General features: G+C 48.8%; 15 protein-coding genes and 1 pseudogene. 7 read left to right on the top strand and 9 right to left on the bottom strand.

The window, feature by feature from the left end; translation table 11 throughout:
• Positions 1-66: 66 nt before the first annotated feature.
• The gene (locus tag ACO6UY_RS08240; protein ID WP_422460529.1) at positions 67-1,071 is read right to left on the bottom strand and encodes a hypothetical protein; all 1,005 of its coding nucleotides are present in this window, start codon (positions 1,069-1,071) and stop codon (positions 67-69) included.
• Positions 1,072-1,405: 334 nt separating this feature from the next.
• On the bottom strand, positions 1,406-2,806 hold the full coding sequence (dbpA, locus tag ACO6UY_RS08235) for an ATP-dependent RNA helicase DbpA (protein WP_422489591.1): 1,401 nt from the start codon (positions 2,804-2,806) through the stop codon (positions 1,406-1,408).
• A 186-nt stretch (positions 2,807-2,992) separates the two neighbouring features.
• On the opposite strand from dbpA, the gene ACO6UY_RS08230 reads away from it, so the two are divergent.
• The gene (locus ACO6UY_RS08230) at positions 2,993-4,480 is read left to right on the top strand and encodes an SLC13 family permease (protein ID WP_422489589.1); all 1,488 of its coding nucleotides are present in this window, start codon (positions 2,993-2,995) and stop codon (positions 4,478-4,480) included.
• Here the strand turns inward: ACO6UY_RS08230 and ACO6UY_RS08225 are convergent.
• From ACO6UY_RS08225 to ACO6UY_RS08210, 4 genes are all read right to left on the bottom strand, one after another.
• A complete protein-coding gene (locus ACO6UY_RS08225) occupies positions 4,477-4,614 on the bottom strand; it encodes a hypothetical protein (RefSeq protein WP_422460535.1) in 138 nt (45 codons plus the stop codon). The two genes, ACO6UY_RS08230 and ACO6UY_RS08225, sit on opposite strands and share 4 nt — an antisense overlap.
• Before the next feature lie 53 nt (positions 4,615-4,667).
• Entirely contained in the window at positions 4,668-5,090 is a 423-nt protein-coding gene (locus ACO6UY_RS08220; RefSeq protein ID WP_422489587.1) for a hypothetical protein, read from the bottom strand.
• Between the two features lie 83 nt (positions 5,091-5,173).
• Positions 5,174-6,010 carry a putative RNA methyltransferase gene (locus ACO6UY_RS08215; protein WP_422447203.1) on the bottom strand — a complete coding sequence of 279 codons (837 nt, stop codon included), beginning with the start codon at positions 6,008-6,010 and terminating at the stop codon, positions 5,174-5,176.
• Between the two features lie 230 nt (positions 6,011-6,240).
• The gene (locus ACO6UY_RS08210) at positions 6,241-7,692 is read right to left on the bottom strand and encodes a DUF6937 domain-containing protein (protein ID WP_422447201.1); all 1,452 of its coding nucleotides are present in this window, start codon (positions 7,690-7,692) and stop codon (positions 6,241-6,243) included.
• A 163-nt stretch (positions 7,693-7,855) separates the two neighbouring features.
• On the opposite strand from ACO6UY_RS08210, the gene ACO6UY_RS08205 reads away from it, so the two are divergent.
• The 6 genes from ACO6UY_RS08205 (at position 7,856) to ACO6UY_RS08180 (ending at position 17,458) form a co-directional block, all read left to right on the top strand.
• Positions 7,856-8,773 carry an alpha/beta hydrolase gene (locus tag ACO6UY_RS08205; protein WP_422447199.1) on the top strand — a complete coding sequence of 306 codons (918 nt, stop codon included), beginning with the start codon at positions 7,856-7,858 and terminating at the stop codon, positions 8,771-8,773.
• Positions 8,774-9,114: 341 nt separating this feature from the next.
• Positions 9,115-10,404 carry a hypothetical protein gene (locus tag ACO6UY_RS08200; protein WP_422489585.1) on the top strand — a complete coding sequence of 430 codons (1,290 nt, stop codon included), beginning with the start codon at positions 9,115-9,117 and terminating at the stop codon, positions 10,402-10,404.
• Positions 10,405-10,413: 9 nt separating this feature from the next.
• Positions 10,414-12,828 (top strand): glycoside hydrolase family 2 TIM barrel-domain containing protein, encoded by a 2,415-nt coding sequence (locus tag ACO6UY_RS08195; protein WP_422489583.1) that lies wholly within the window; start codon positions 10,414-10,416, stop codon positions 12,826-12,828.
• Positions 12,829-12,870: 42 nt separating this feature from the next.
• A complete protein-coding gene (locus ACO6UY_RS08190; protein WP_422489581.1) occupies positions 12,871-14,283 on the top strand; it encodes an MFS transporter in 1,413 nt (470 codons plus the stop codon).
• Between the two features lie 14 nt (positions 14,284-14,297).
• Complete coding sequence (locus ACO6UY_RS08185; protein ID WP_422447191.1) at positions 14,298-16,652, top strand: alpha-galactosidase; 2,355 nt, start codon at positions 14,298-14,300, stop codon at positions 16,650-16,652.
• Positions 16,653-16,834: 182 nt separating this feature from the next.
• Entirely contained in the window at positions 16,835-17,458 is a 624-nt protein-coding gene (locus ACO6UY_RS08180) for a TetR/AcrR family transcriptional regulator (RefSeq protein ID WP_422465964.1), read from the top strand.
• A 110-nt stretch (positions 17,459-17,568) separates the two neighbouring features.
• Here ACO6UY_RS08180 and ACO6UY_RS08175 read toward each other — a convergent pair whose 3' ends face one another.
• The 3 genes and pseudogenes from ACO6UY_RS08175 to ACO6UY_RS08165 form a co-directional block, all read right to left on the bottom strand.
• Positions 17,569-18,768: a hypothetical protein gene (locus ACO6UY_RS08175; protein WP_422489580.1), complete on the bottom strand. Its 1,200-nt coding sequence runs from the start codon at positions 18,766-18,768 to the stop codon at positions 17,569-17,571.
• Between the two features lie 199 nt (positions 18,769-18,967).
• The gene (gene tnpC, locus ACO6UY_RS08170; protein ID WP_422489578.1) at positions 18,968-19,966 is read right to left on the bottom strand and encodes an IS66 family transposase; all 999 of its coding nucleotides are present in this window, start codon (positions 19,964-19,966) and stop codon (positions 18,968-18,970) included.
• A pseudogene (locus tag ACO6UY_RS08165) lies at positions 19,864-20,876 on the bottom strand (hypothetical protein); the annotation flags it as partial. The gene tnpC and the pseudogene ACO6UY_RS08165, both read right to left, overlap by 103 nt.

Here is a 20,876-nt window from a genome sequence, read left to right as displayed (position 1 = left end):
CCTTCATGCCTCGTTCCCGGGCAGAGCAGGGGAACGAGGGTGGACGGAGATTATCGAATGATGTGCTCAGTCTTCTTCAGGGGCTGGCGTTGGAGCCGGAGCTTCTTCGGGTTGTGGCGCTGGGGTGGGAACCTTGCCTTTGCCCTGAATGGCGGCATCATGGAATGGGAATTCCTCGCCATTTGCCAGTCGACTGATCGTGATCCCCTTATCCACATGGGAATAATATCGGGCTTCAAACTGAACATCGGCAGCTCTGACAGGAAGCTTGCCCTTCTCCTTTCTTTTATTAATTTCTTTCTGGATAGCCTTCAGCGTTTCAAGCAGATCATTCAGCTTTGCCTGAGCTTGTGCAAGCCCCTGGTCTGCATTAAGTTCCCGGGCCTGATTTTTCATGGCACCAAGCGCGTGGACGTAACAACGGTAGATCTCTATAGGCGCTTTTTGTTCGAGACCAGCACCTACCGGAATCAGGGAGATGGCCTGATGGTTGGGTGGTGGGAAGGTGATGGTAACGGTCAGGTCTTTTGGCGCGCCGGGGGGCAGCTCAATATTTTTTAAGGCAGTAATCATCTCTTGCGAATTTTTATACCAGCCTACACTACCAGGGCCTTTGAGACCATTGGCGCAAGCGGCAAAGATTTCAAGGGTATCCCGAGCCTTAAGGGCAATGTTCATTTCGCCAAAGGCGGTATAGGCCTTTTCAGCTTGTTCCAGTTGGTTTTTACCCCGATTGAGCAGTTCCTCATCGCCCAGCGCCTGCAACGCTTCAGCCATTTTTCCGGGATCTTCAGTCTTGGGAGGTTGAGTTGCGGCAGGGGAGCCATTGACGGAAATGTCAGGATTCACACTCTTTACGTTATCAGGTAAGCGCGGTGGTTGAGCCGAAGGTGGTGGTACAGGTTGGCGTTTCGGCTGAGCAAAATACGACTGGTGTGGTGGTTGTAATTTGGCACCATGTCCATTAAATGCGGGTCGATTGTACTCAGGGTGGGGCTCGAACCGGGTTGGCTCCGAACCAGTGCCGAAGCCCTGTGCAGAAATGGGTGGTGGTGTAATCTGAGTAGTCATTTCAATTACCTCCTTGTGCTGGATTAAATAGTCAGTGTCTTACCTCTTTTGGACAAGAGAAGCCTGATTTAGTTCCAATCAGGCTTTCAGAGGAGGGGGCTATTGAATGATTTCAATGAGTTTGACGGTTGTCGTGCCTCCGCACTCCAGTCGTCCTGAGGCTGTCGAAGGAACCATAGGGCCTAAAGGCGGAAACTCCGGACTCTGATAGATCGTACCAACCACCCTTCTTCCGTGCATCCTGAGCGGAGTCGAAGGACGCTCAGGGTGAACGGAGACTTTACACGTCAAACTCATTGAAACCATGCACCGGGAGACGATTGGCTAATGAAGACTACAAACGCCGAACCTTGAATTTTCTGCCCTTAATCTTTCCTGCTTCCAGTTTTTTCAGTGCAGATCGGGCATTTTCCCGTTTGACCGCCACATAGGCGGTAAAGTCAAAAATATTGATCTTGCCGACCTGGTCTGCGGGAATCCCGGCATCTCCGGTCAGCGCTCCGAGGATGTCGCCAGGGCGGACTTTATGCTTTCGGCCACCATCAATGGCCAGGGTAACCATGGGGGCCGGGGCTGGCTGTTGGTTTCCGGAGAGTGTTTTCGGGTCACCAAAGACCAGGGGGGCCTTGAGGTCATCGCTGATATTATCCAGCTTGTACTGCTCCTGCCGGGTATGCAGGCTCAGTGCCAGACCTTTTTTACCCGCCCGCCCGGTGCGGCCAACCCGGTGAACATGTACTTCCGGGTCCCGGCTCAGATCGTAATTGATCACTGCGGCAAGGTTTTCTATATCCAATCCCCGGGCTGCGACATCGGTAGCAATCAACAGGTTGGCGCTCTGATTGGCGAATCGTACCAGCATCTGGTCACGCTCTTTCTGATCCATATCGCCATGCAGCACTACCGGTTTGTAGCCCGCTTCGTAGAGTTCAGTGCCGACCTCTTTGCAGATTTGCCGGGTGTTGCAGAAAATTACGCTGGACTCAGGCTGGTAGTGTTGCAACAGCTTGATCAGCATGGCGGGTTTGTCGGCGTTTTCGGCGTGATAGAAGCGCTGCTCAATATGTTCATGGCTATGGGTGCTCTCAACGGTAACGGTAACCGGCTGATGCTGGAAACGTTCGCTTAATGCCCGGATACCGCTTGGGTAAGTGGCTGAAAAGAGGAGAGTCTGTCGCTGTTCTGGTAAATGGCCGATGATGTTTTCAATGGCATCAATAAAGCCCATATCCAGCATGCGATCGGCTTCATCAAGCACCAGCGTATTGACCCGATCGTTCAATAAGGTCTTTTTCCGCAAGTGATCCTGGATTCTCCCGGGGGTTCCGACAACCACATGGGCACCATGCTCCAGTGAACCGATCTGTGGACCAATAGGCTGGCCACCACAAAGGGTAACAACCTTGATATTTTGCTGATAGCGCGCCAGACGCCGGATTTCCTGGGCAACCTGGGTTGCCAGTTCCCGGGTCGGGCAGAGAACCAGTGCCTGGCAGCCAAAATCCCGCTGTTTCAATTTGACAATCAGGCCAATGGCAAAGGCCGCCGTTTTGCCACTGCCGGTTTTGGCTTTGGCAATGACATCGTGGCCTTCCAGAATTTCTGGCAGGCTGTTCTGCTGAATGGGGGTCATTTCCCGGTATCCCAGAGTATCGAGGTTTTGCAGCAGGGCATCGGGCAGGGAGAGATTGGTAAAGCGGGTAGACGCTGTGGGGGTAAGAATAGGTGCAGTCAAATCAGGCTCTTGGCGTGTGCCATGGTACAGAATAGGTAAATGATTATAACAGAGTCTACCCTTAATGACGGTGAATCATTACCGCAGCTCATCATAAGCCTTGCTGTTTGATGGGCCTAAGCGGTGCTATTAACTGATTGACGGTTGAATTGACTATAAATTTTATCAAATGCAATGGAGCGAATCATGAAATCAGGTTCTCCGGAATTGCTTCCAGAGTCTGCACAGCAGGAAAGTACTCAGGAAGGGAAGCCGCTCTTCTGGCTCACAGGACTTCTGATTGGCGTTGTATTGCAGCTATTCACATTACTGGTTGACCCCCCGGCCGGGATGAATGAGATGGCCTGGCACTGTGCTGGCCTTACCATGATGATGGCAGTGTTCTGGTCGGTCGAAATTCTCCCGACGGCGATTACCGCACTGCTCCCCCTGGTGTTGTCGCCAATGCTTGGTCTGGCCACCATTGATAAAGCAGCTGTTCCCTATGCACATCCAGTAATATTCCTGTTTATGGGCGGTTTTGTGCTTGGCCTTGCCATGGAGCGCTGGAACCTGCACAGCCGTATAGCCCTGAGAATCATGTTGATTACGGGCACAGGGGAGAAGCGACTGGTGCTTGGTTTTATCATTGCCACAGCCCTGATCAGTATGTGGGTTTCCAATACGGCAACCACGATTATGATGATGCCCATCGGTTTATCAGTTATCTCCATGATTCGTCACCAGGGGAAGATGAGTCATGGCTTTCCTGTCGCTTTGTTGCTGGCCATTGCTTACGGGGCTTCAATCGGTGGTTTTGGCACCCTGATCGGTTCGCCGCCTAATGCATTACTGGTGGCTTTTCTTCAGGAGCAGTACGGTATCCAGATTGGTTTTGTTCACTGGCTGCTCATTGGCCTGCCTGCATCGATCATTCTGCTGGCTATTACCGGCATCTGGCTGGGGTATTTTGGCTACCGTCTGGGCGGGGAAGAAAACCATGGGGTAAGAGAGTCCATTAAGGCGCAGCAAAAAAAGAACGGTGCAATGAGCGGTGCAGAAAAAGCAGTCACCGCGATCTTTCTTCTTACGGCTCTTGCCTGGGTTCTGCGGCCCTGGCTGGGGGCAATGATGCCAGCACTGGCACTTTCCGATACCATGATTGCCCTGGTGGCCACCGTTCTATTGTTTATCCTGCCCGTCCGCTGGAACAAGCCTGAGTTTCTGATGAGCTGGAAGGAGATGCACCGTCTTCCCTGGGATGTGTTGTTATTGTTTGGTGGTGGCCTGAGCCTGGCATCAATGATTCGAACAACAGGGCTGGCAGAGTGGATTGCCGGATCATTAAACATCCTTGGGGATATGCCTCCTTTGATGGCCATCGCGTTGGTTGTCACTATTATTATTTTTCTGACCGAGGTCACCAGTAATACAGCAACCACTGCCGCCTTTCTTCCTCCTTTGGGAGCCCTGGCCATGTCACAGGGAGTGGACCCGGCTATTCTTGCCATCCCTGCCGCTATTGCTGCCAGTTGTGCCTTTATGTTGCCTGTGGCGACACCGCCCAATGCCATAGTCTATGGGTCAGGCATGTTGCCTATTCGACACATGGTGCGCAGTGGTATGGTGTTGAACCTTGCGGGTATTGTGATTATCACGTTGTTGAGCCACTGGCTGGTGAAATTTGTTATTTAGAGAAATCGGTTGAATTGAAACTGCTTTACCTGACACTCCCGGATGACAAAATCTGGATGGGTGACGGGTTTATGGAGCCATTCATCCTGCGAGGTCATTTCCAGAAACCAGGTGGTTACTGCTTCTTTTTTCATATTACTTCTGGTTCAGTTGTCTTCGATATTGGTTATTATCCCTGAAAATAGAATCAATGAGACTGCTCCAGCCGCCTGGCATAGACGACGGCATTATAACCGACCGTCGCGACAACATTACCAGCCACAAAGAACAGGATAACCAGCGCCGCATTAACGATACTGAAGCTTGTCACCAGCTGAGTTAAACGACCAAATCCCTCTACAAAGAACAGGTAAATACCAAATACATAAGGAATATAGCTGGGAATACCCGCCAAAGCCTTGCGTGCTCCTTTATCAAGACCTGTAAGGACAATAATGGAGAATAATGAACCAACCAGTAACAGCATCCAGCTGGTTGCCATGCCGGTTATGGTCTGTTGTAAAATGGCCATGGTCAATGTGACCGCCAGGATAATATCAGCTTTGAGGGCCAGAACAGTGAACAGGTCTTTTTCACTTTTGCCGGTGATAATCTGAGCTAACTGAATCATGGTGACCTCCCCCGGGCTATGGCCATGGCTCAGTTATACCACCAGTCACGTTTGGTAAAATTGATGTAAGACAGTATTTTTACCTATGCTGATGGGTGGTGCTTTTGTACCACCGACAGGCGCATTTCCAGTTCACATTCCAGCTGACCCAGTTGCTCAAGTTGCTGTTTTTGTCCGGCATTGACATGCCAGTAGTGAGGGGTCATGGCCAGCAGGTCCATAATGGCCTGAGTGTTTTCCAGCATCATCAGGTGATGGATGGTCTGGCTTTCCAGCAGGGCAAGATCTTCCGGCAGATCCTGCAGGCGTTTATCTTCCGGATAAGGACGTACCTCATCATAAATGGCGCAGCGAAGAGCCATCAGGTGGTTCTGGCCGGGGGTCAATAGAACAATATGCCCGCCAGGTTTCAGAACTCTGGAAAACTCAGGCCAGTCACTGCGGGAGAATATGCTGATCACAGCATCAAACTGCTCGCCCATCAGTGGCAGTTCACTGACACTGGCAACCAGCCATTCTATCGCTTTGTTTCGCTTGCTGGCGGCCAGGATGGCGGGTTTGGCAATATCAAATCCACAGACTGAGCTGTCTTCAAGCTGCTCTTTGATACCCGATGTGTAATAGCCCTCACCGCAACCGGCATCAAGAATACGTTGCGGTGCTTCATTACCGAACGACTTGAGTTTATCAATCAAGGCATCAACGACAGGTTGATAGTAACCGTGATTCAGAAACCGTGTCCGTGCTTCGACCATCATCTGATCATCGCCGGGGTTTTTACTGCGTTTCTTATTGCTGGGCAGCAGGTTCAGATAGCCCTGGCGCGCCCGGTCAAACCGATGGTTATTTTGGCACACAGCGCTTTTGGGTTCTGACCTCAGCGTTTCATAACAGACCGGGCAACGAAGTAAGATGGACATCGGGATGGGCAGTATGGCTAAAAGCCAGAGATTTTAATGGTCTCTGGCAGATATGCAACGGCTGCCGATGGTTTCCTGCTGGCAGTGCAGCCTGATTATGAAATTTACTGTAAGCGCTACCCGCTGCCCGAAAAAGACAGGCCGCCAGTGCTTTAGCAGCCAGCAAGCTTAACAAGTCCCAGTCAAAGCGGAACTTATTCCGGGACAATTCCTCAGTCAGTACAATTGCCTCAACCTTTCCCAGCTACAGCCATTTCAACGGTTTTGTAAGCCCCATCATAAACACCCACAGACTGCGCTTTCAGAATATTGTCACACATGGTTTTGATAATACTCTTGTCGTCTATCATTAATTGCATCATCTGAATGGCGGCATCGGTTTGTTCAAACTCTACGGTACCATCACCGATTTCGGCAGATCTTAAAGCACCATAGGCTTCATGCCCACCCACTCTTTGAATGAACAGCTTTGGCACCGGATAAAAAGCAAGCTCACTGGGCTTGGTTATCATAAAGTCGGTGATTCGCATCAGCAGGTTGGTGGTATAAACGGCGGAGAAAACATCACTGCTATAGAATGCGTGAATCCCTTCGATTGACTGATCGGAGTCCGGATTGGCGAAAGCCTGAACACCCTCCCAGTCATTATCCAACAAATGCGCCTTGTGCAGCTCAGGGATATCGGCGACCAGCTGTTCCCAGACGTTCTTATAATCACCAACATTGATCAGCAGGCTGACCTTACGGTTGATAATCTGTGGCAGGAGGTGCCTGATAATGGATCGATAGATTTCAAACTGTGCGCCGGCACCGCCAATGGTCAGAAGTATTCTGACCGGCTTCCCATTATCCAGGCGCTCCTTCCGCTTCTGGCAATCGCCTTTCAGATCAACCAGCAGTTCATGGTCAATAAAATGCCCGGTATGAAAAATGCTGTCCGCTGGCATTGGCTTTAACACCTTGTCACCATCCATGCCTTTTAACATTCGGTAGCCAAAGTAACTGGAGGGTGTTTGTACCACATGCCGGGCACCTTCTGACAGATGCAGCGCCATGGGCCAGTTATCCGGAACCACATTAATCACATTGCTCATTCCGGCATGAATGGCAGCCTGAGCTGGCCAGGTATGAGTCCCCACGAATGGCATATCGTCAGGCAGATTGCCCAGAACAGTAGCCATTAGCTCACTGACTTTCTGATCTTTGGCGTTGAAGCTGAGTTTTTTGAAACCTTCACTGTTAAGCTTTTCCCAGTATAACGAGTTAAACAGCGAGTATTTTTGGGAAAGACGGGATCCAAGCGAGTAAAGTTTGTTAAGGTGACTGATCACCTGTCCGCCCGTGGTTTCCTGATAGGCATTCAGGTCCAGCCAGTATGGGGTATAGCCAAGATGTCTGGCTGCAGAGGCGATAGCCATTGATATTCGGTAATGGCCATAACCCATTCGAATATTGCCAATGATAATTCCCTTTTTGGTATCAATGGGCTCACCGGTGTTATTCAGGTTGATATTCTGTACGCCCAGTGCCGGGCCGATGACCGGGTTGAAGGTGCTGCTCAGCGGGTAGGATATATGACGGTCGTCGCCAAATTTTTTCAGATAACTTGCTTTGGCTTTAGTGGCTTTTTTAACAACGGCAGTGGGTTGCCTGTTGCCAAAAATTGATGACGTAAGATCCATAACAGTACCTTGTGCAGGTCAGTGCAAAAAATAAAAAACAGCAAAATATATGAATAGGTTTCACATTTATTATGATTTTTCTTATGCTGCCCTGTCAAAAGGTGAGTCGAATTCATATATTGATCCGAATCATGGAATTGTTTGATGGGAGGAGAATAACGCCGTGGAAACACAAGCACCAACCCGCCATGCACTGCTCACACCCGATGGCAGAGAAATTCAGGTCCGCTGCTGGTTACCGGACTGCCCGGCCAGGCATGCCGTTGTACTCAGTCACGGCATGGGAGAGCACGTTGACCGGTATGCGCCCTTTGCTCGGTTCTGCAATGAACACGCAATAGCCGTATTCGGCGCTAACCACAGAGGTCATGGAAAAAATGCCCAATTGCAGGGCCATTATGATGACCATCAGGGCTGGCAAAAGGTGATTGAAGACCTGGATAAGGTGGTCGCTTATGCTGCACAGAACACGGGTCTTAAGGTTATTCTGATGGGGCATAGCATGGGGTCATTTGTTGCCAGGCAATATGCGGCAAACTATGGAGACCAGTTAGAAGGCCTGATTCTTTGTGGTTCCAACCATCAAAATCCGGCTCTGTTCCATCTGGCCAGACTGGTTGCCAGAATTCAGATGGCTGTTCAGGGTAAACGACACCCTTCCAGGCTGTTAGGCTGGCTCAGTTTCAGTCAGTTCAATAAAACGGTTAAAAATGCTGAAACCGATTTTGACTGGTTATCCCGGGACCGGGAACAGGTGAGCAAATACATCGCCGATCCGCTCTGTGGTTTTTTATGCACCACCCAGTTCTGGCATGACTTTATGGGCGGATTAATAAGTATTAATTCTATGTCCACGGCCAGACAAATGTCGTCTGAATTGCCGGTTTATCTGGTCGCCGGGGATAAAGATCCCGTTGGACGGATGGGGAAAGGCGTACAATCACTGTATCGGTTTTTAACATCCGCCGGGCTTAAACAGGTGGATATCAGTCTGTACAAAAATGCCCGCCATGAGCTGTTTAATGAAACCAATCGTGATGAGTTTTACCAGGACATTCTCAACTGGATCACCACTCGATAATCCTCAAACTCACTCTGTATTGATGTTACCGAGTGAGTCTGTTTCGTCTCTTTTTTAATCATTTCCCCTCATAAACTGACAAAGATCAAAAAAAGTGAACCATCTTCATATTTTGTATTGACGCTTCTTTGTTTCGAGAGCAGTATGCCTCACATAAAAATATGAATAAATTTCACTTTTTATCTTTTTCGAACACAGCCAAGTTGTTGCGCTTAACACAGAAACCGGGGTGAATCATGAAACTAAAACCTTTGAGTCATATGTTGCTAATGTCGTCTATGGCCGTAGCATCCTGTGCTAACGCCAGTGTTGACGCCTTTCTACAAGACTCAACTTTAGATATGAAAGCCAAGGTTAATATTTATAACCTGTCTGGTACTCATGATTTCAATTCCAAAAATGCGCCCATTTCCGGTACTGCCAAAATCAATATGGATGAAATTGGTTCATCCCTTTGGCTGGATTGGCAGTCCGGTTATTTATTCGATGTGATTGGTGTACAACTGGGTTATCTGGGTGCGGCTCCAAACCTTCGCCAGAAGGGTTATGTTCGTGGTTCTATGTCGATGGGACCAATCACTCTACCTGTGTCTTCAGATTACGGCCGTTATTATGAAGATGATACAAAAGACAAGCTGGTTGGCAAGCTCGGCAACGCCAACGTTCAGGTTCGTCTTGGCGATCAGGACAACTATGGCAAGTTATCTGTAGGTCGTTTTACGCCCACGATTTATAATTTGCTGCACCGTCCGGATTACACCTACGGCGCATTGCACGAAGTTTATGAAGGTGCATCGCTGACCGGCCAGTACCAATGGGACTGGGGCATGATTCAGCCCTGGGCAAATTACTTTACGGGTTACAGTGATATCCATTCGACCAAAACGGTTAATTTCAAAGATGACTTGAAAGACAATAAAGACTTCGGTTCATACGACGAAATTTACAACGTTGGTTTCCATACCGTTACCGATTACTACGTCAGCAGCGCCTCCTACTCAGTAGCCCCTGATTTTCAAAAGAACGGCATTATCGAAGTCTATTCCGGTATTCCAATAGGCTTCCTGACCGGCTCAGATAACTACGATAGCAGCAAGATCATCAAGTTCCTGGTTAAGTACGGAATGGAAGAAGGTGATGGCACACGGAACTCTGACCATAAGACAGATGTCACCGAATTTGGTATTGGCCTGGATACCGGCGACTTCGATATTCTGTTTGGTGTTACCCAGATCGGTGAGGACAGCTTCCGGGGTTTTGGTACTCAGAATGGCAGAAAGGCCGGTGGTGGTACCGCTGTCTGGGGTGATATGGCGGTTGTGAACAGCTTCGACCTGGCTAATCAGCGTACTTACTTTGTCGTGGGTGGTTATGACCTGGACAGCGTTGGTTTGCAGAAATGGCGTTTCCAGGGGGTTGCAGCCATGGCAACTGATACTGACCTGAGTAAGTTGTCCTTTAATCAAGAGATGCTGAGTCCTGAAAAAGACTACACCGAAATCAACCTGGAACTGCTCCATAACTATGGCGGTGAAGGTTTGAGCTATCGATTCATGGTGGGTGCGGATACTAACCTGGACCTTACTGGCTTCGGTATTTTCTTAGAATACAACACTGACATTTTGAAGTAAGTTCGGGTCATGAGAAAGCGCGTTCATCTTAATTTTGACTGGCAATACATAGCAGATATTGATCCGTCTGATATTCACTCCCTGGCGTGGGAAAGCCATGCCTCAAAGGTCGATATTCCTCATACCAACAGGGAGCTGCCTTACAACAATTTTGATGAACGCGCCTATCAGTTTCAATCAGCCTATCGCAAACAGATAGCCTTTGAGCATTTTGCCGATGCCAGTCATGCGCTGTTAAGGTTTGAAGGCGTGATGTCTTCCTGTCAGGTATTTTTCAACCGGGTATTGGTGGGTGAACATCACTGTGGCTATTTACCTTTTGAAATTGATCTATTGCCTTATGTAAAAAAGGGTCAGGATAACGAAATCATCGTTGTTGTTGATGCTTCTGAAGATCCATTAATACCGCCATTTGGCCATGTTGTGGACTATTTGACGTATGGCGGCATTTATCGGGAAGTAGAGCTGATTCTCGTCTCAGACATTTATGTGAAAAACGCCCGGATTCATACTGCACCGGATAACGATAACAACCAGAAAGTCCACCTTGCCATTGACATTGCCAATCCGGATTTACACGACAGTGAGTTAAATCTGGAGATTGCCCTGTGTGACCTGAATGATCAGGTTATCCACCAGGAACCTGTTGCTGTAACGCTGTCAAAGCATCATACCCAACGGATTGAACATCATTTTACAGTGTCCGATGTCAAGCTGTGGGAGCTGGATAACCCGGCGCTTTATAAGCTGGTGGTTCACTTGTCTGGCGATACACCGTTAGATACCAGAACATTTCGCTTCGGCTTTCGCACGGTTGCTTTCAAAAACGACGGGTTCTATCTCAATGGCAAAGCGGTCAAGCTGATTGGCCTGAATCGCCATCAGTCATACCCTTATGTGGGCTACGCTATGCCCCAAAGTGCACAGGCTCGCGATGCCGAGCTTATGAAGTTTGAACTGGGCTGTAATTGTGTGCGCTCATCTCACTATCCACCGAGCAGCCATTTTCTCAATCGCTGTGATGAAATTGGCCTGCTGGTGTTTAATGAAATTCCAGGCTGGCAGCATATTGGTGAAGAACCTTTATGGCAGCAGAGAACAATGGACAATGTTCAGGGAATGATTGAGCGGGATGTCAATCATCCTTCTGTTTTTATCTGGGGAGTTCGTATCAATGAATCCCCTGACCACCATGATCTTTATAAGGCAACCAATGTCCTTGCCCGCCAACTGGACCCATCACGCCCGACCGGTGGCGTGCGGTGTATTGGCAATAGCGAACTGTTAGAAGACGTTTATACCTACAATGATTTTTCCCACACCGGAAATAACGAGCCACTGCAAAGCCGCAGGCAGGTGGCCGGTGCTGATGTGCCTTATCTGGTGACTGAGCACTGTGGCCATATGTTTCCAACCAAGCCGTTTGACAGTCAGGACCGTTTACTGGAACAGGCATTACGACACGCCAGAGTGTTAAATAAAACCTTTGGTCACGCGGACTATTGTGGTGCTATTGGCTGGTCCCTGTTTGATTACAATACCCATGAAGATTTCGGCAGTGGTGATCGCATTTGTTATCACGGCGTGCTTGATATGTTCCGGGAGCCCAAATACGCCGCCGCCGTTTATGCCAGTCAGCAGGATGAGATGCCGGTCATGGAACTGGCTGGCAATATGAAAAACGGTGATTATGCGGCTGGCCAGGCCGGTGCATTATGGGTATTCACCAACTGTGACAGTATCAAACTGTTTAAGAATGATCGTTACATCCAGACGTTTTATCCCGATAAAAACAGCTTTCCTCATCTGCCCCATCCACCGGTGGTTATTGATGATTTTATTGGCGACCAGATTGCTGTTAATGAACCATTCAGCCCTGACGACGCTGAAACCATTCGCCAGCTTTTTTCAATCATCATGCGCAAAGGGCAAGACGGATTAAACCTCTGGCAAAAGGCGCAGATGTTCTGGATATTGAAGAAAAACCGTCAATCGATTCAGGACGGCGTTAACCTGTTTTTAAAATACGTTGGCAACTGGGGCGATGCATCAGCCAGCTATCGCATTGAAGGTTATAAACACGACCAGTGTGTGATAAAAAAAACACGCAGCAAGTCCCGAAAAGCCAAGCTTAACGTTAAAGCCGACCAGTCGCGGTTGCAACACCGGCATACCTATGATGTCACTCGCATCACCGTTCAGTGTGTGGATGAGGACAGTGTCGTACGTCCCTATGCCAATGATCCAATTCAGGTCGAAGTCAGTGCCGGACTGGAATTAATGGGGCCAGACTTTCTTTCTTTAACCGCTGGCAGAACCGCCTTCTGGGTGAGAACCAGAGGCGTCACTGGCCATGAACAGGTCAGGGTTAAATCCTCTCGTTTCGGGCAACACTGCATTGAACTCGACGTTCACGACAATTGATATACATAAATGTGAGCCTAAAACCAAAATTATGGAGTTTCCATGGAAAGTAACAGTCTCTCAAAATGGAAGATATTCTTCTTCTCCTTTGGCAACTTTGGCTGGTGTCTGGCCACGTTTTCGTATTCAATTCTGATTACTTATTTTTACTACCCTCCGGCGACTGAGTCGGCCAGCCAGATTCCTGAGTTTATATCCCGCGCGCCAGTGCTTTTTGGTATCACCACTGTGGGGCTTATTTATGCCTTAAACCGCGCCCTGGATGCCATTACCGATCCGATTATTGCCAATCTCAGTGACCGGTCCACAAGTCGTTTTGGCCGCAGACGTCTGTTTATGATGCTCAGCTTCCTGCCCACCGGGCTGATGTCGGCAGCGATTTTCTTTCCTCCGGTGGATACTGTGTCCAGCCTGAATATTGTCTGGCTGGTGATGTGCTGTGTCATTGTGACGGTCAGTGTGACCATGTATGTCGTGCCTTATATGTCACTGATTCCAGAGCTGGGCAAAACCGACCATGACCGGATTATGATTTCTACCTTCTGTTCCGTTTCCTGGGCACTGGCCTTTGCCTTTGGACAGCTGATCTGGGTCATCAAAGACTACATTCAATCCCTTGGTTATACGCCGGTAGAAGCCATCCAGGTAGCCGTATCACTATTTTCTGTGTTGGGCATGCTGGCCATGGTCGTTCCTATTCTGGCGATTAATGAAAAACGCGATTGCCGGGGCAGCTCAACCAATGAGGATATGCTGACCTCGTTGAAAACCGCCATGGCCAACAAAAATTTTTCCCGTTTTACCGCCTGTAATGGCCTGGCATTTATGACGCGCTTCTTTCTGGAAGTGGGCGCTATTTATTACGTCACCATGTTGATGGGGCTTGAGGAATCTACCGCTTCTATCATTATGCTACTGCTGTTTCTGGCCAGTTTTGCCCTGTATCCGGCAGTGGTCGCATTATCGAAAAGATATTCCAAAAAATCCCTGTTTCGCACTGCTCTGTTTGTTCAGGGCCTATTGTTGAGCTGTTTCTCCCTTTGCACCCTTGTCAGCCGTCCGGATATACTTGGCTGGGCACTGCTGGCGTTTATGCCGTTTCCTCTGGCGATTATGGGCATTATTCCCAATGTTATTGTGGCAGACCTGGCGTTATCTGATGCTGCAAAAACAGGCAATCATAAAGAAGCCATGTTTTTTGGTGCCAACATGTTTGCCTATAAAGCGGCAACCTCTTTAACCGCTCTGCTGTTTCCGTCCATCATCATTATTGGCTCCATTGCTGAAGCGGCTGACCTGTCTCCGGAGCCCACCACTCTGGGCGTTACCCTGTCCGCGTTACTGGCGGGCTGTCTGGCGTTTCTGGGAACGTACCTGATGGGTAAATATGATGAAAAACAGGTGATGGCTCAGATCGAACCTGAACCTGCTGAAAACACTTTTGCTACCGCCTGAAAAAGAAATTATTTGTGATTGCAGTCAATAATGATGAGCAGATTTTTCATCTGCAAACCCTGAACAGCAGCTATGTTGTACAAGTATCAGACGCTGGCCATTTATTGAATCTCTATTATGGTCAACGTCTGGAGCATCGGGACAACCTGTCGATCCTTGATCATTCGTATCAGGTCAAGCTCGGCTCCACCACTGCTTACTCCTCAGAAGATGAGCGTTACTGCCTGGAAACCCGGAAACAGGAAGTGAGCACTTCTGGCAAAGGCGATTATCGTGAATCCAGTCTGCATCTTATTTACACAGATGATGGGAGCAGTACATCGGATTTTGTGTTTGATCGATATGAATTGAACAGCAACAAACCCTGTCTGGATGGGTTGCCACAGACGCACTCACCCGCCGATGGCGATCAATCGTTAACCATCGTGCTTCGGGAAAAAATCAAACCGGTAGAACTGCATCTGCACTACACCTGTTTTGTACAGCAGGATGTGATCTGTCGCAGCATAGAAATTATTAACCTGGGTTCAACACCGGTGGTGGTTGATAAAGCCTGCAGTATGAACCTCGACCTTTCCTCCCCGGCATTTGATGCCCTTCATTTAACCGGGAAATGGATTGCCGAAGGACAGCTACAGCGCCACGCTCTTTACAAGGGAATGTTTTCTATTGGCAGCAACCGTGGTGTCAGCAGTGCCACCCATAATCCCTTTATGGCTCTGGCTAAGCCAGACTGCGGGGAAACGACGGGCGACTGTTATGGCTTCAGTCTGATTTACAGCGGCAATCACAAAATCACCACTGAAGTGTCGCCCTACGACCAGACCCGCATAATGCTGGGTATTTCTGATTTTGACTTTCGCTGGTCACTGGCGGAAGGGGAACGATTCACCTGTCCTGAAGCTGTCATGACATTCAGTCATCAGGGCCTTGGCAAAATGAGTAATAATTTCCACCGGATAATCAAGACACATTTGATTCCCCAGCCATGGCAGAATAAAGCACGCCCGATTCAGGCAAATAACTGGGAAGCCACCTACTTTAACTTTGATGAAGGCAAGCTGATGAAGCTGGCCAGAAAAGCAAAAGATCTTGGCGTTGAGCTGTTTGTTTTAGACGACGGCTGGTTCAGTAACCGGAATGATGAAACATCCGGCCTGGGTAATTATGTTGAGGATAAAAAGAAACTGCCCGGCGGGCTGGCAAGAATCTCCCGGAAAATTCGTCAGCAGGGGCTGCAATTTGGCTTGTGGGTTGAACCGGAAATGGTCTCTGAAGACAGCGATCTTTTTCGTCAGCATCCCGAGTGGGCGGTTATTTCACCTAAGAGACAACCCTCTCTGGGGCGGCGTCAGCTGCTTCTGGATATGTCGAACCCTGAGGTTATTGACTACCTGTATCAGCAACTGGCGGATGTATTTCGTCGTGCAGAAGTCAGCTATGTGAAGTGGGATCATAATCGTAATTTCAGTGATGTTTATTCAAACCACTTGCCGCCCGGCCAGCAATCCGGCTTCTATCATCGTTATGTACTTGGGCTCTACCGCTTGTTATTTAAACTGAAAGAGGCGTTTGGGGAGGTTCTGTTTGAAAACTGTTCCAGCGGTGGCAATCGCTTCGATCTGGGAATGACCTTTTTTATGCCCCAGACCTGGACCAGCGATAACACAGATGCCTATGAGCGGGTTGCCATTCAGCAGGGTTTCTCTTTACTGTATCCGCAATGCTGTATGAGTGCCCATGTCAGCGGGCATCCATCTCATCAGGTGTTGAGGCATACGCCGATTGAGTCACGTTTTAATGTCTCCTGTTTTGGTTTATCCGGCTATCAACTGGATTTAACCAGGCTAACCACCTTTGAAGAAAAGGTGATTATGAAACAGATCCGCTTCTATAAGCAGCACAGGACATTGCTGCAACAGGGGGATTTTTATCGTCTCGCCATTGATGGTGGCAATCAGCAAACCGCCTGGATTGTGGTCAATGACGATAAAACCGAAGCCGTGGCGGGTTTCTTCCAGGGACTTCAGCAAGCCAACCCCACACTGAAAACCCTTAAACTGCCAATGTTGAATACCGATGGGCTTTACCAGGTAACCAGCAGGGAACAGTTTCACAATATTCGTCAGTTTGGCGATCTGGTGAACGAAGAACTGCCTGTGAATATCAAAGACCGGGGGATTTTACACGGTATCGTTGCCAACCGGGTTCTGCACCCAAGTAATAACGAAACCTACACTCTGTATGGTGACCAGCTGCAACATCTTGGCATTCCGTTAAAGAGTCAGTTTACGGGAACTGAAATGTCTGAGCAGGTGTCGCACATTGGTGATTTTGGTACCCGGCTTTTCCATATCAGGCAGCTGTAATGAGATACATGGCCATGGTATTTTAATGTCGCAAAAGCCCGTTGCCCGAAAAAGACAGGCCGCTTGTGCTTTTGCGGCCAGAAGCCAGCAGCCAGCTTCCTAAACACGCGGCGCAGTAGCCCCGGAATACCAACGTATTACCAACCCAAAATTATCGCCGATGCGCGCAAAGAGTGACCAAGATGGATTTACAACAAGTGACCAACCGGCGAAGTCCCGCACAGAGTAGAAGTCGGGCGAGAGTCACTGTCATTCTTCAGGCGGTTAAGTCGCTGATTGAAGAAAAAGGCATTGGTAATCTCAAGATGACTGACATTGCCAAACGGGCCAATACCTCATCCGGTTCTATTTATCAGTACTTTTCAGACAAAGACACCCTGGTTCTTTCTCTTGCTGAGCACTTTATCGATCAGATCCATGCCATCCTCGACAACAACCTTGCCGAACTGAAAAGCTTCAGCGACATTACGCGGGTTTTTGAGAAAAACTTTGATGATATCTACCGGTTGCATAAAAACGAACCGGCATTGAGGGAGATCTGGTTTGACGCCATTAACCCGGAGCTAAGCAAACTGGCGATCAGGGACTGTGAAATTAACACCGACAAAATTTACCACAAACTGCTTGAGCTGAGAGAGCCGGAAGACCGGGATCAACTCAAACGCTATATTCTGTTGCTGACCACTCAGTTTGCTGCCGCAATGAGACTGTGTTTTGCCAGTGATGCGGGCACTCCTGAGCAGTTCAGGGATATTTTCATTGATATCATGGTGTCCAGTGCGCCCGGGTATTTTAAGTCATGGTAAAGAATACTTTGCGGGGGCTTCATTACTGAACGACATGAGTTTATCAATCAATACGTCAACGACGGGTTGATAGTAACCGTGATTTAAAAAGCGGGTTCTGGCATCGACCATCATTTGGTCATCACCAGGGTTTTTACTGGGTTTCTTCTTACTCTCTGCTTAGGAGGAGCATTCTTGTAGCGCTCCCTTTGGCGCTCTGTGTAAGCGGGATCTTCACAAAGTTTTTTCCGGCGCTCCCTTTGGCGCTTCCTTTGGCGCTCGGCGTAATCGGGATCATTCTTGTTGCGCTCCCTATGGCGCTCTCTTTGGCGCTTCCTTAGGCGCTCGGCGTAATCGGGATCATTCTTGTAGCGCTCCCTCAGGCGCTTCCTTTCGCGCTCTATGTAAGCGGGATTTTCACAAAGTTTTTTCCGGCGCTCCCTTTGGCGCTCCCTTAGGCGCTCTGCGAAAGCGGGGTCATTCTGGTAGCGCTCCCTTTTGCGTTTTCTTTCGCGCTCTACATAAGCGGGATCTTTGCGTTGCTCCCTTTTGCGTTTTCTTTCGCGCTCTATATAAGCGGGATCTTTGCGTCGCTCCCTTTGAAGCTTCCTTTGACGTTCCCTGTTGCGCTCAATTGGTAAGAGGCAACTTTCATAAGACGGCTCAACTTCTGCATGGGCTAAATCGCCTGATGAATCAATTTCACACCTTGCAGAAGTGCGGGTTTGGTATTGGCTATGAAACGCAGGGTGTTCTTTGCCAAACCCTCTCACTGCAAGAAATGTGTGTTGTTGAAGCTGCACACTACCTGGTTGAGGTATAGTAGTCGCAATGGGTGCTGTTGATTTTAAAGCTGTTGATTTTAATAAAGTATCAACACACTCTTGATCAGAACTTTTTACCGGTTGATGAAGGTTGTTTTCAACAACTGATAAGCTTTGCGAGGTTGATTTACCTGAATCTAAACTGGACCGGATCGAAAAACGTTCATTATCAGTAATATATTTGGAAGGGTGATCATTATTCTGAAACTTTCTTCTAACCGTTAAGTCAAATGTCAGAGCTTCTTCAGTACAGCCATCAACGATCACTACTGACCTTTTTCCCAGCCGGGAATCATCAAATGGATTATGAAAAGGCACCGTTGGCCGTTGAAGGAAGTTTTCAGTAATTTCATCAGCACGCATAGCACATAGAATTTTAGCTGCTTCTACAACTTCACGTGAGACGGCCAGACCTGATGCGCCAGACTCAGAAAAAGCCGTATCTTGAAAATAAGAAAAGCTAGAAGAATCTGTATTTAATTGAGCAGAAAAAGTAGGACTATGCATTGAATTCTTGAATTCTTGAATTCTTGAATTCTTGAATTCTTGAATTCTTGAATTTCAGCTAAAGACCCCTTTTTTTTATAAAAGTTCCTTCCTGACAACCGATTCAATATTTATGTTAACCAGGCATAGGGATTTGCTCTGGCTATTATGGAGTAAACGCCAATTTAACCAGCGTAATAGCCAACCCCGCCGGATCGGCTTATTCTTGAGATGCCTTCACTGCCCAGGGTAGAAGCTGCTCCAGTTTCTCAACCGTTTCGGCATAAGGCAGTTCTTTTAAAATGTGGTTCAGGTATTCAAAAGGCTCCAGCCCATTGGCTTTTGCACTTTCGAGCAGGCTGTAAAAGATGGCACTGGCCCTTGCACCGTTTGGTGTATCTGCAAAGAGCCAGTTTTTGCGGCCAAGAGTGAAGGGGCGAATAGCATTTTCCGCCGCTGCATTGCTGATATTAAGGTCGCCATCTTCACAGTACACGACCAGTTTCGACCATTGGTTCAGCGCATAACTCATGGCTTTATGGGTGAGACTGCCTGGTACCAGTCTGGTAATGTTTTTCTGCAACCACTGGTGAAGATCATCCAGCAGAGGCTTGCTCTCCTGTTGACGGCGAGCCAGTTTTTCCGCTGCAGGTGCCCCCCTGATACCTTCTTCGATGGCGTGCTTGCGGATTTTGGCCAGCGCAACATCAGCCTTGCTGACTTTGCTGTTGTTCACCTTTTTGCCCGGTTTGGCTTCGCCTTTTTTGGCATCGGTGAACTTGCGGCGCACATGGTCAAAACAGCCAACCTGGGTAATGCCTTCTTGCTTGCACACAGCACTGTAACTGGCATAGCCGTCAGTTTGCAGGTAACCGCTGAACCCTTCGAACAGGCGCAGGGGAACCTCCTTGCCCCGGGAAGGATCGTAATGGAACAACACCGCCGGTTGCCCCGGTGGGCCACCCAGGGTCACCCACATGTACTTATCCGAGTGGATGGCCTTACTGAGTTCCTTGAGTACCTGGATCCGGGTTTCATCAGCATTCATGATGTGCCCGGCCCGCTGATGGTCTGCCATCAGGTTGATCAGGGGCTGCAGTTGCAGGGACAACCGGATCAGCCAGTTGGCCATGGTCGTCCGGGTAATGGAGCCGCCATAGCGTGCCAGTATTTTTTCCTGCCGGTACAATGGCAGGGTGCGGCCGGCCAGGCGTCGCAATATTTGGCAATGATGATCCAGGCCAGCATGCTGACGGTCACTGCGGATTTGGGAATGGGATGTTTGGGTAGCTCCGCCGCCTTGATAACGCGTTTTTCCTGCGATGCCTCTCCCGGCTCAGCTTTCTCAAGAAATACCGCTTTCTCTTGCAGAATCTCTTTCACCTGAACCCGGGCTGGAATGATATCCAGCTCTTCCCGGACTTTGGTGAAGAAGGTCTCAATAGCACCCTGCTTCTCTTCCGGGGGCAGCTCAATACGTTCCTGCACCCTCGGCAGTGCCGGTGACAGCGGTGTACGTCCCTTGCGTTTCTTGCGGGGCTTTGGGCTTTCCCCTGTTTCCGGTTCTTCCTCATTCAGGGCGTCTTCTTCAGCCGGGTCAGCACCACAATCGGCTAACTCCGCTTCATTGAAGATTTCGCCCTGGCCACTGAACTTTTCAGAACTGTGGCCATAGAGGCGGGCACGTTCCAGACGCAGGTATTCTTCCAGAATGGCAATGCGTTTTTTCTGTTCTTCTATGACGATGGACTTTTTCTGGATAATGTCGTCTTTCTCAAGAAGAGCATTGTCTTTTTCAAGAAGGGCGCTGTCTTTTTCAAGAATGACACCGTTGATGGTCTGGATGGCCTCAAGCAAGGCCTCCAGATCCAGGGCTGTTCCAGCATTTCCGACCAGTAAACTCAAGGCGGATTTTGGCTGATGACTGACGGTATCAATGAGTGATTTCATGGCATTAAGATTGTAGCCATCCAGCAACCAATTGAGCTGCTGGCCCGTTAAGGTTATCAGCTCGTCATCGGGTTTGGGCCAGTGAACTTTGAAGTGGTTTAATGACTTAGGACACCTCGTTAAGCACAATAGTACCATTGATGACGAGGTAGAAAGTGACAAAGCAGCGTAAGAATTAT

Origin of the sequence: Endozoicomonas sp. ALE010 (assembly GCF_049310165.1) — a bacterium.
In the GTDB taxonomy this organism is placed as follows: domain Bacteria; phylum Pseudomonadota; class Gammaproteobacteria; order Pseudomonadales; family Endozoicomonadaceae; genus Endozoicomonas.
The sequence above is the reverse complement of the archived record's forward strand: the minus strand, read 5'-3'. Positions and strand labels throughout refer to the sequence as shown.

Bases quoted from the DNA above. Each gene is read 5' to 3' on its own strand.
- ACO6UY_RS08240 (WP_422460529.1), bottom strand. From the start codon at position 1,071: ATGACTACTCAGATTACACCACCACCCATTTCTGCACAGGGCTTCGGC.
- ACO6UY_RS08230 (WP_422489589.1), top strand. From the start codon at position 2,993: ATGAAATCAGGTTCTCCGGAATTGCTTCCAGAGTCTGCACAGCAGGAA.
- ACO6UY_RS08225 (WP_422460535.1), bottom strand. From the start codon at position 4,614: ATGAAAAAAGAAGCAGTAACCACCTGGTTTCTGGAAATGACCTCGCAG.
- ACO6UY_RS08220 (WP_422489587.1), bottom strand. From the start codon at position 5,090: ATGATTCAGTTAGCTCAGATTATCACCGGCAAAAGTGAAAAAGACCTG.
- ACO6UY_RS08215 (WP_422447203.1), bottom strand. From the start codon at position 6,010: ATGTCCATCTTACTTCGTTGCCCGGTCTGTTATGAAACGCTGAGGTCA.
- ACO6UY_RS08210 (WP_422447201.1), bottom strand. From the start codon at position 7,692: ATGGATCTTACGTCATCAATTTTTGGCAACAGGCAACCCACTGCCGTT.
- ACO6UY_RS08200 (WP_422489585.1), top strand. From the start codon at position 9,115: ATGAAAGCCAAGGTTAATATTTATAACCTGTCTGGTACTCATGATTTC.
- ACO6UY_RS08195 (WP_422489583.1), top strand. From the start codon at position 10,414: ATGAGAAAGCGCGTTCATCTTAATTTTGACTGGCAATACATAGCAGAT.
- ACO6UY_RS08190 (WP_422489581.1), top strand. From the start codon at position 12,871: ATGGAAAGTAACAGTCTCTCAAAATGGAAGATATTCTTCTTCTCCTTT.
- ACO6UY_RS08180 (WP_422465964.1), top strand. From the start codon at position 16,835: ATGGATTTACAACAAGTGACCAACCGGCGAAGTCCCGCACAGAGTAGA.
- ACO6UY_RS08175 (WP_422489580.1), bottom strand. From the start codon at position 18,768: ATGCATAGTCCTACTTTTTCTGCTCAATTAAATACAGATTCTTCTAGC.